This is a genomic window from Roseomonas sp. BN140053 (assembly GCF_047690175.1).
GTDB lineage: Bacteria > Pseudomonadota > Alphaproteobacteria > Acetobacterales > Acetobacteraceae > Roseomonas.
Genome location: NZ_JBLLEB010000070.1, coordinates 1 through 9,899 on the forward strand (window position 1 = coordinate 1; position 9,899 = coordinate 9,899).

At 71.5% G+C, this 9,899-nt stretch carries 9 protein-coding genes; 8 read left to right on the top strand and 1 reads right to left on the bottom strand.

Translation table 11 applies throughout. The features are described 5' to 3' along the window. Window positions 1–336, top strand: a 336-nt coding sequence (locus tag ACLIBK_RS25125; protein WP_415390045.1) for a transposase, incomplete at its 5' end; no start/stop codon positions are given. A gap of 38 nt (window positions 337–374) precedes the next feature. Here ACLIBK_RS25125 and ACLIBK_RS25130 read toward each other — a convergent pair. After that, complete coding sequence (locus ACLIBK_RS25130) at window positions 375–2,933, bottom strand: mechanosensitive ion channel domain-containing protein (protein WP_415390046.1); 2,559 nt, start codon at window positions 2,931–2,933, stop codon at window positions 375–377. A 151-nt stretch (window positions 2,934–3,084) separates the two neighbouring features. On the opposite strand from ACLIBK_RS25130, the gene ACLIBK_RS25135 reads away from it, so the two are divergent. The 7 genes from ACLIBK_RS25135 to metW all read left to right on the top strand — a co-directional run bounded on the left by ACLIBK_RS25135 (window position 3,085) and on the right by metW (window position 9,570). Beyond that, window positions 3,085–3,297, top strand: a complete 213-nt coding sequence (locus ACLIBK_RS25135; protein WP_415390047.1) for a twin transmembrane helix small protein — start codon at window positions 3,085–3,087, stop codon at window positions 3,295–3,297. A 169-nt stretch (window positions 3,298–3,466) separates the two neighbouring features. Continuing rightward, entirely contained in the window at window positions 3,467–4,216 is a 750-nt protein-coding gene (locus tag ACLIBK_RS25140; protein ID WP_415390048.1) for an electron transfer flavoprotein subunit beta/FixA family protein, read from the top strand. A gap of 1 nt (window position 4,217) precedes the next feature. Next, window positions 4,218–5,153, top strand: coding sequence for an electron transfer flavoprotein subunit alpha/FixB family protein (locus ACLIBK_RS25145; RefSeq protein ID WP_415390049.1), 936 nt, complete (start codon window positions 4,218–4,220; stop codon window positions 5,151–5,153). After that, window positions 5,150–6,049: a 3-hydroxybutyryl-CoA dehydrogenase gene (locus tag ACLIBK_RS25150; RefSeq protein WP_415390050.1), complete on the top strand. Its 900-nt coding sequence runs from the start codon at window positions 5,150–5,152 to the stop codon at window positions 6,047–6,049. The genes ACLIBK_RS25145 and ACLIBK_RS25150 overlap by 4 nt, the downstream gene beginning before the upstream one ends. 496 nt (window positions 6,050–6,545) lie before the next feature. Next, window positions 6,546–7,574 (top strand): ABC transporter substrate-binding protein, encoded by a 1,029-nt coding sequence (locus ACLIBK_RS25155; RefSeq protein ID WP_415390051.1) that lies wholly within the window; start codon window positions 6,546–6,548, stop codon window positions 7,572–7,574. After that, window positions 7,571–8,584, top strand: a complete 1,014-nt coding sequence (locus tag ACLIBK_RS25160; RefSeq protein ID WP_415390052.1) for an isopenicillin N synthase family dioxygenase — start codon at window positions 7,571–7,573, stop codon at window positions 8,582–8,584. Before ACLIBK_RS25155 ends, ACLIBK_RS25160 begins: the two co-directional genes overlap by 4 nt. Window positions 8,585–8,943: 359 nt before the next feature. Then, window positions 8,944–9,570 carry a methionine biosynthesis protein MetW gene (gene metW / locus ACLIBK_RS25165; protein WP_415390053.1) on the top strand — a complete coding sequence of 209 codons (627 nt, stop codon included), beginning with the start codon at window positions 8,944–8,946 and terminating at the stop codon, window positions 9,568–9,570. The last annotated feature ends 329 nt before the right edge of the window (window positions 9,571–9,899 follow it).

The window sequence follows — 9,899 nt, forward strand, 5'->3', positions numbered from 1 at the left end:
ATGAACGGCCCGGCCTTTCTGGCCTACACCGAGCAGATGCTCGCTCCCACGCTGCGGCGCGGCGACACGGTGATCATGGACAACCTGCCCGCACACAAAGTCGCAGGCGTGCGGGCCGCCATCGTGGCCAAGGGCGCTCGCTTGCGCCTGCTGCCGCCCTACTCGCCCGACCTCAACCCCATCGAGAGCGCCTTCAGCAAACTCAAGGCACTGCTGCGCAAGGCCGCAGCCCGCACCATCCCGGACCTCTGGGCCGCCATCGCCGACGCGCTCCCACAGTTCACGCCCGCCCAGTGCGCCAGCTACTTCACCGCCTGCGGCTCTGAACCGGAATGACCGGAAGCTGCTCTAGGCTCACAAAGACCAGCCGATCCTCAGGCTGCGGCAGCCGCCTCGCCCCCGTGTTCCGCGTCCTCCGCCGTGGCGCGCCAGGGGGAGGGGATAATGATCCCCAGCTCGTCGAAGCGAGCGCGGACCCGGCGGTTCAGCTCCCGCGTCACCGGCCAGCGCTGCGACGGGTCGGTTTTCAGGCGGGCGCGCAACACCACGCCGGTTTCGGCCAGCTTCTCCACCCCCATCACGTCCATGTCGTCGCGGATGGCGCTGCTCCAGCGGGCCTCGCCGCGCATCTCCTTGGCGATGCTGCGCAGCTCGGTGGCCGCCTGGTCGGTATCCTGGCCGTAGGAGAGCGAGAATTCCAGCATTGCGAAGGCGAAGTCGCGGGTCATGTTGGTGACGGAGGTCACGGCGGAGAAGGGGATGATGTGCACCGCTCCGTCCACCGCGCGCAGGCGGATGGAGCGGATGGAGAGACGCTCCACCACCCCCGTCAGGGCGGGGTTGCCCAGGGTTACGGTGTCTCCCACCGCCACCGCGTCCTCCAGCAGCAGGAACAGGCCGGTGACGATGTCCTGCACCAGCTTCTGCGAGCCGAAGCCGATGGCCACGCCCACCACGGAGGCGCCGGCGATCAGCGGCGCCACGTTGACCCCGATCTCGCTGAGGATGTTCAGCACCACGAAGATCACGATCACGATCATCAGCGCGGTGCGCATCATCGGCAGCAGCGTCCGCACCCGGGCCGAGCGCGCCGCCTGCTGATCGCGCGCCACCTTGGCCAGCTGCCGGGCGATGGCGGCGTTGGCCACCTCCCACACGCCCACCGCGATCAGCACGGTCAGGCCGATCGCCACCAGCGAGCCCAGCAGCCGCGCCCCCAGCCGGCCGCCGGAAAACCAGTCGAAGGCGGCGATGCCCCAGGCTTCCAGCAGGGTCAGCACCATGGTCAGCGTCACCAGCCCGGTGATCGCTCCCTTGAGCACGGGGGTGTAGCGGTTGGCGCGCGCTTCCAGCCCGGGATAGCGGTGCGCGAGGTCCGGGCCGATGTGGAAGCCGCGCTCCACCAGCCGGCGCAACCCGTAGTCGATGCCCTTGGCCACAAACAGGATCAGCAGGGTGGCGCCGGTGCCGCGCAGCAGGCGGGTGAAGCCCTCGTGCACCTCCAGCGCCCAGACGCCCCACAGCGCCAGCAGCCACAGGATGGCGGCGATGTGCCACACCTCGGCCAGCCGGTCGCGCACCACCCGCATCAGCCGGCGCCCGGCGGTGGGCGCCTCGCCCTCGGCCAGCTCGGGGGCGCGCAGCAGGTCGGCCACGGCGGTGCGGTTCTGCAGGATCACGATCACCAGGAACAGCGACACCACCAGCATCACCAGCCGGATGATCCCGTCATAGACCGCCCAGGGCACGCCGAACTGCAGCACCGCTTCCGCCACCGCGTAGCCGAACACCATCACGCCCACGATGCGGCGCAGCCAGACGGTGATGTAGGCCGCCGTCTCGTCGTGCATGCGCACCAGGCGCAGGTGCGAGGAGCGGGGCGAGAACAACATGCGCGAGGCGATCATGATCGCCCGGCAGACGATATAGGCGTTGTTGGCGGTCAGCAGGATCAGCTGGGTGGTGGGCAGCGGCCGCACCGCCCCGATCAGCCCGTAGGACACGATCGCGAAGACCCCCACCGGCACCAGGTCCAGCAGCAGCCGGCCGAGCACGATGGGCACCCGCCGCAGCCAGCTCCACTTGGCGCCCGGCGGCGGGGCGGCGTTGTCCAGCCGGTCGCGCCAGCGGCCGAGCAGGCGGTAGGCGGCCAGTTCCGTCAGCAGGCCCAGGCCGAAGAGCAGCACCAGCTTCCAGGAGGCATCCGCCACCCGCGCCCGCGTCACCGGGTCCCGCGCCACGCCCGAGGCCCAGGCGGCGACGTTGGGCAGGTCGGTCAGGGTGCGGATGCCGCCCACGATCTGCTGCGACAGGAGCTGCAGCCGTTCGGTGGCGCCCATCAGGATCTGCGCGCCCAGGGTGTTGGGGGCCAGCACGGCGGGGGCGGCCGGCACGGCCGGGGCGGCGGCCGTGCCGGCCGGGGCCGCGGCGCCGCTACCGGCGGGCGAGGCGGCGGGGGCATTGGCCGGCGCGGTGCCCGGTGCCGCGCTGCCGGAAGCTGCGGTGCCGGAAGCCGGGGTGCCGGAGGCCGCGGTGCCCGGGGCCGCCGTGCCCGGCGCGGGTGCGCCGGCGGTGGCGGGGCCTGCCGTGGTGGCCCCGGCGGCCGGCGCGGCCGCGCTGTTCCCGGTGGCGCCCGCCGGGCCCGTGCCGGCCGGGGCGGCACTGCCCGCCGCGGTTCCGGCCGGTGCCGCCGCCCCCGACGGGGCGGCCCGCTCGGCGGCGGCCAGGGCTTCCAGGCCGCGGATCAGCTCGGCCCGGCGGTTCTCGTCGCGCAGCACCTCCAGCATCCGCTCGGCATCCCGGGGCGGGGCGGCACGGGGCGCGGCCGTCGCCGCGGCGGGGGCGGTGGTGGCGGGAGCCGGCGTCTGGGCCCGGAGAGACGGCGCCAGAGCGAGCAGGACCAGCAGCGCCGGCAGGAAGGGGAGGCGGGACATGGCGGCGAGTTGGACCGCGCGCGGCCCCGCCGGGTCAACCCGCGGAACGCCGACTGCACGTATCGCTGTGTCACAAGGTCCCGCGGCCCGCGCCCCCCGCGGCACCGGGCCGCGCCCGCCGCATCGGTGGAACATTGCGTGAATGTGCCGGATGCCCATCTTCTTCGGCATGATCACGATCCTCACGATCCTCGTCGCGCTTTCCATGCTCGCGACGCTGGGTGTCCTGTTCGCGGGCATGGTGGGCATGGTGCGCGGCGACGGCGACGGGGCACGCGCCAACGGGCTGATGCGCTGGCGCGTGACGCTGCAGGGCGTGGCGCTGGCCCTGTTCGCCCTGCTGCTGCTGCTGATGCGCTCCTGAGCGCCGCGGCCGGGGCGCAGGTCCTGGCCGGACCGCGGGTGGGGCGCCTTGCCAGCCCCGCTCGCCCGATCTTATAGACCAGCATGATTCCGTTCCGCCTCCCGGCGGGGCGGGCAAGTCGTGCGGGGGCGCTGTCCCTGCCTTTCTCCGGGAAACGGCTGGAACCCCCATGAAGCTGCTGGTCCCCGTGAAGCGGGTGGTGGACTACAACGTGAAGGTCCGCGTGAAGGCGGACGGCACGGGCGTTGAGACGGCCAACGTCAAGATGTCGATGAACCCCTTCGACGAGATCGCGGTGGAGGAAGCCGTGCGCCTCAAGGAGAAGGGCGTGGCGACCGAGATCGTCGCGGTCTCCGTGGGCCCGGCCCAGGCGCAGGAGCAGATCCGCACCGCGCTCGCCATGGGCGCCGACCGCGGCATCCTGGTGGAAACCGAGGCGGGCATCGAGCCGCTGGCGGTGGCCAAGATCCTCAAGGCGATCGTGGCCAAGGAACAGCCCCAGGTCGTGCTGATGGGCAAGCAGGCCATCGACGACGACATGAACGCCACCGGCCAGATGCTGGCCGCCCTGCTGGGCTGGAGCCAGGGCACCTTCGCCTCCAAGGTGGAGCTGGCGGACGGCCGCGCCGTGGTGACGCGCGAGGTCGACGGCGGGCTGGAAACCGTGTCGCTCAGCCTGCCGGCCATCGTCACCGCCGACCTGCGGCTGAACGAGCCGCGTTACGCCAGCCTTCCCAACATCATGAAGGCGCGCAAGAAGCCGATCGAGACGGTGAAGCCCGCCGATCTCGGCGTCGATCCCGCCCCGCGCCTGACCACCCTGAAGGTGGAGGAGCCGCCGAAGCGGCAGGCCGGGGTCAAGGTCGGCTCGGTGGCCGAGCTGGTCAGCAAGCTCAAGACCGAAGCGAAGGTGATCTGAGATGCCGGTTCTCGTTCTCGCCGACCACGACAACGCCGGCGTCAGCCAGCCGACCCGCTCCGCCGTCGCCGCCGCGTCCCGCCTCGGGGGCGAGGTGCACGTGCTGGCCGCCGGCGAGCGCGCGGCCGAGGTGGCGCAGGCCGCGGCCCAGCTGCCCGGCGTCGCGAAGGTGCTGACCGCCGATGCCGCGCCGCTGGCCAAGGGCCTGGCCGAGCCGCTGGCGGCGCTGATCGTGAAGCTGGCGCCCGGCTACAGCCACCTGCTCGCCCCCGGCTCCGCCCTGGGCAAGAACGTGATGCCGCGCGTCGCCGCCCTGCTGGACGTGCAGATCATCTCCGACATCGCCGAGGTGCTGGGCGAGGACACGTTCAAGCGCTTCATCTACGCCGGCAACGCGCTGGCCACCGTGCGCTCGGCCGATCCGGTCAAGGTGATCACGGTGCGCGCCGCCTCCTTCGACCCGGTGGCGGCCGAGGGCGGCAGTGCGGCGATCGAGGCCGCGCCGGTGGCGGACGACCCGGGCCTGTCGCAGTTCGTGGGCGCCGAGATCAGCAAGAGCGAGCGGCCGGAGCTGACGGCGGCGCGCATCGTGGTGTCCGGCGGCCGGGCGCTCGGTTCGGCCGAGAACTTCCACCTGCTGGACGGCATCGCCGACCGGCTGGGCGCCGCGGTGGGTGCGTCCCGCGCGGCGGTGGATGCGGGCTACGCGCCCAACGACCACCAGGTCGGGCAGACCGGCAAGATCGTGGCGCCGGAACTGTACATGGCCTTCGGCATCTCGGGCGCCATCCAGCACCTGGCGGGCATGAAGGACAGCAAGGTGATCGTCGCCATCAACAAGGACGAGGAGGCGCCGATCTTCCAGGTGGCCGACTACGGGCTTGTCGGCGACATCTTCAAGATCATCCCCGAGCTGGAAGCCGAGCTGGCCAAGTGAGCGACGCGCCCGCCGCCGCCCCGGAGATCCGCAGCGTCGGCGTGATCGGCGCCGGGCAGATGGGGGTCGGCATCGCGCAGGTCTGCGCCGCCGCGGGCCTGCCCGTGGTGCTGGTGGACGTGCAGGCGGCCGCGCTGGACAAGGCGATGGCCGCGGTGCGCAGGAACCTGGACCGCCAGGTGGGCAAGGGCACCGTGTCCGAGGCCGACCGCGACGCGGCGATCGGCCGCATCGCCCCGGGCACCGAGATGGGTGCCCTGGGCGACTGCGACATCGTGATCGAGGCGGCCACCGAGAAGGAGGCGCTGAAGACCGCGATCTACGGGCAGCTCTGCCCGATCCTGCGGCCCGAGGCGATCCTGGCCACCAACACCTCCTCCATCTCCGTGACGCGGCTGGCGGCGTCCACCGACCGGCCGGACCGCTTCATCGGGATGCACTTTTTCAACCCGGTGCCCGTCATGAAGCTGGTGGAGGTGATCCGCGGCATCGCGACCTCCGACAGCACGCACGCGGCCGTGGAAGCCCTGGCCGCGCGCCTGGGCAAGACCACCGCCACGGCGGAGGATTTCCCCGGCTTCATCGTCAACCGCATCCTGCTGCCGATGATCAACGAGGCGGTCTTCGCGTTGCAGGAAGGCGTGGGCGACGTGCGCTCCATCGACACGGGGATGAAGCTGGGCACCAACCAGCCGATGGGGCCGCTGGAGCTGGCCGACTTCATCGGGTTGGACACCTGCCTGAGCATCTTGCGCGTGCTGCACGAGGGCCTCGGGGATTCCAAGTACCGGCCCTGCCCGCTGCTGGCCAAGTACGTCGAGGCCGGCTGGCTGGGCCGCAAATCCGGCCGCGGCTTCTACGACTACGGCCAGGAGCCGCCGCAGCCGACGCGCTGAGTGGTTTGAGCGGTGGCCAGGGGCGGCGCCCCTCTGGCCCCGGCCTGAGCAACCAGGCGCAACTGCGATCGCCGGGTTTGCCTTACTTCCTTACGATCTTACTTCCTTACCGGTCTTGCCCCGACGCAGCCTCGCTGTTGACTAAGATGCTATACAGAACAATGACTTGAAAGTCAAGTTCAGGCTTGTTCCGGCCCGGCATGTGGCAGATTCGCGCGCTTGTGACACTTTCGGGCATTTGTGACACTTCCGGGCGATCGGGACTGTGCCGCCGGGGACCGTCGCTGTCGCTCCCCGAGGTGCGCGCAACCGCCTGTGGCCACCTCGGGCAGGGGTGCCGGCGGCGGCTGTAGGCGTCGCGCCGCCGGGCAAGCCCCGGTCGGGCGCAGGGCTTGCCGCCGCCACGGTCGCAGCGCCCGGGGCTGGCGCGGAACTTGCTCACCTTCGCGTCACCATGGGGGCGCCGATCCGCGTCCCCGGCCAGGATCGCGGACCCATGACCCAGTTCCTTTCCCGACGCACCCTTCTCGGCACCGGTGCCGCGCTGCTCGCCGCGCCGGGCGTGCTGCGCGCCCAGGGGGCGCTGCCCAAGCTGCGCTACACCCTGGACTGGGCGCTGCAAGGGCCCAACGCCCACACGCTGCTGGCGCGCGACAAGGGCTTCTTCCGGGAAGCCGGGGTGGAGGCTACGGTGGACCGCGGCTTCGGCTCCGGCCGGGTGCCGGTGGACATCGCCGGCGGCGCCTATGACATGGGCCAGTCCGACATCAACACGGTGATCAAGTTCATCGCCGAGAACCCCTCCGCCGGGCTGGTGGTGTGCGGCATCTGGGGCGATGCCAGCCTGCTCAGCGCCACCGTGCGCGCCGACGGGCCGATCCGCACGCCCAAGGACCTGGAGGGCAAGACCCTGGCCGCGCCGGAAAGCGATGCCGGGCGGCAGCTCTTCCCGGCCTTTGCCAAGGCCGCCGGGATCGACGCGAGCAAGATCACCTGGATGACGGTGAATCCCGAGCTGCGCGAGCCGATGCTGGTGCAGCGCCGGGCGGACGGCATCACGGGGCTGAGCACCTCCACCGGCTTGTCGCTCAAGGCCCTGGGGATGGACTGGCCGCAGCAGCGCATCCTGTATTACCGCGAGGCCGGGTTGCAGCTCTACGGCACCGCCTTCCTGACCACGCGCGGCTTCATCCAGCGCAACCCGGAGGCCGCGAAGGCGGGCATGAAGGCGCTGTTCCGCGGGCTGGTCTACGCCAATGCCAACCGCGCCGAGTGCATCGCCAACCTCAAGCGGGTGGAATCGCTGACGGACGTGGCGATCGAGACGGAGCGCCAGGCCGTGGCCTTCGACCAGATGATGATCACCGACAACACCCGTCGCAACGGCATCGGCGCGGTGGACACCGATCGCCTCACCCGCGCCGTGCGGATCGTGGAGGAAGCCTACGGGCTGGCGCCGAAGCTGAAGGTGGAGGACGTCTACACCGACGTCCTGCTGCCCCCGGCTGCGGAGCGCATGCTGTGAGCGCGCCCGGGCAGGCCGCCACGGTGGCGGCAGGTGCCGCCGTAGACCGCATCCCCACGGTGGATTTCGCGCCCTTCCTGGGCGGCGACCGCGCCGCGCAGGACGCAGTGGTGGCGGCGCTGGGCGACTGCTTCGAGCGCTACGGCTTCGTGTCCCTGGTGGGCCACGGCCTGCCGCCCGGCGTGGTGGCGGAGGCCTTCGCCGCGGCGGAGGAATTCTTCGCCCGCCCCGAGGCCGAGAAGCGGCTGGTGGCGGACAAGCGCAACAACCGCGGCTTCATCCCGATGTTCGACAGCGTGCTGCCGGGCCAGAAGCCCAGCGGGCACGAGGCCTTCTCCATCGGCCACCTCGACCGCCCGGACGACCCGGAGTTGCGGGCGCTGCCCTTCCACGCGGAGACGCCCTGGCCGGACCTGCCAGGCTTCCGCGAGCGGATCGAGCCCTGCTACCGCGCCATGTTCGCGCTGGGCGAGGCGGTGCTGCGAGCGGCGGCCCGGCACCTCGGCGCGCCGGAGGACTTCTTCGCGGAGATGTCGCGGCAGACCTATTCCAACATGCGCGTGATCCACTACCCGCCGCAGGACGCGGTGGCCGAAACCTCGGAGTTCGGGGTCAGCGCCCATACTGACCGCGGGCTGATCACCCTGCTGATCCAGGACATGAACGGCGGGTTGTCCGTGCAGACGCCCGAGGGCAGCTGGCTGCCCGTGGTGCCGGACCCCGAAGCGGTGGTGATCAACGTCGGCCGGCTGCTGCGCCACTGGACCAACGGCCGCTACGCCGCGGCGCTGCACCGGGTGGTCAACACCTCCGGCCGCGAGCGCTATTCCATCCCGCTCTTCGTGCACCCGTCCTTCCACACCGCCATCGATCCCCGCAGCCTGGTGCGCGAAGAGCCCGCCGCGCCGGAGTTCGCGCCGATCGTGGCGGGCGAAACGGTCTACGCCGGCTTCCAGCAGGACCGCCCCTCCTGGAAGGCCGCCCTGGCGGAGCCCGTCGCGGCGGCGTAGCGGGCGCTCGGTGTGGGCGCTGAGTGGCCCGCAGGGGGCGCTGCCCCCTGCACCCCGGGCAAAGGCTCCGCCTTTGCCCCCGCCGGGGACCTCGTAGGTCCCCGGACCCCGCCGTGAGTTGGCGCTGGTGAGAACGGGGTCACTCCGCGGGCGTAGCCGCCGCGGAGTGACCCCGTTCTCACCAGCGCCGTTCTTTTAAGAATGGGAGGTCCAGGAACATCAGGTTCCCGGCGGGGGAGCGCGAGGGGGCAGAGCCCCCTCGTGAGTCGCCCAGCGCAACACCCCCGCGTTGCCGCAACGCACCGCGAGGGCTATGCGGGGCGTCCTGCCAGGGGGTGGATGCCTTGCCGGATACGGCCGTGCCCGTGCGCTACGTGGCCAAGAACATGCGGCTGGAGTTGCAGCTGATCGCGGACATGATCCCGCGGGGCGCCAAGGTGCTGGACATCGGCTGCGGCGACGGCGCGCTGCTGGACCACCTGACGCGCGAGAAGGATGCCGATGCGCGCGGCATCGAGATCGACATGGCCGAGGCGACGCGCGCCGTGGGTCAGGGGCTGGCGGTGATCCACGGCGATGCCGACACCGACCTGGCCTTCTATCCCGACCAGGCCTTCGACTACGTGGTGCTGTCGCGCACGCTGCAGGCGGTGGAACGGCCGCGCGAGGTGCTGCGGCAGATGCTGCGCATCGGCGGGCACGCAGTGGTGAGCTTCCCGAACTTCGGCCACTGGCAGATGCGCTGGCGCCTGCTGATCAACGGGCGGATGCCGGACACCGACACCTGGAACCGGCCCTGGTACGAAACGCCCAACATCCACCCCTGCACGATCCGCGACTTCTTCGCGCTGTGCGAGCAGGACGGCTACGTGGTGGAAGACTGGCTGGCGGTGGACGAGCACGGGCTGCGCGCGCCCTGGCGCCGCTCCCTGTGGCTGGCCAACCTGTTCGGCGAACAGGCCCTCTTCCTCCTGCGCCGCGCCTGACGGGCACCGCGGCCCCGGTTGTTGCAGGGGGGGCGGGTGGCTGAGGGGGCGCCTGGGTTGGCTGGCCGTGGCCAAGGGGGCTCTGCCCCCTTGGGTCCCCCGCCAGGAGCTTAGGCTCCTGGACCTCATGAGCGCTCCGCGAGGAGGGGCTCTAGGATCGGTGGTGCGAGTGGCGCAGTGTCGGCCACAGCCCCTCCTCGCGGAGCGCTAGAGCAGATTCCGAGCGAACCGAATCAGAGGGCTTGCCCGGCTCGGGGGCAATCTGATTCAAGCTGCTGGCTGGGGTTGGAGGCCAGCGGCGATGGCGAAGACCTTGTCGGAGGACCTGC

Bases quoted from the DNA above. Each gene is read 5' to 3' on its own strand.
- ACLIBK_RS25130 (WP_415390046.1), bottom strand. From the start codon at position 2,933: ATGTCCCGCCTCCCCTTCCTGCCGGCGCTGCTGGTCCTGCTCGCTCTG.
- ACLIBK_RS25155 (WP_415390051.1), top strand. From the start codon at position 6,546: ATGACCCAGTTCCTTTCCCGACGCACCCTTCTCGGCACCGGTGCCGCG.
- ACLIBK_RS25145 (WP_415390049.1), top strand. From the start codon at position 4,218: ATGCCGGTTCTCGTTCTCGCCGACCACGACAACGCCGGCGTCAGCCAG.
- ACLIBK_RS25140 (WP_415390048.1), top strand. From the start codon at position 3,467: ATGAAGCTGCTGGTCCCCGTGAAGCGGGTGGTGGACTACAACGTGAAG.
- ACLIBK_RS25135 (WP_415390047.1), top strand. From the start codon at position 3,085: ATGCCCATCTTCTTCGGCATGATCACGATCCTCACGATCCTCGTCGCG.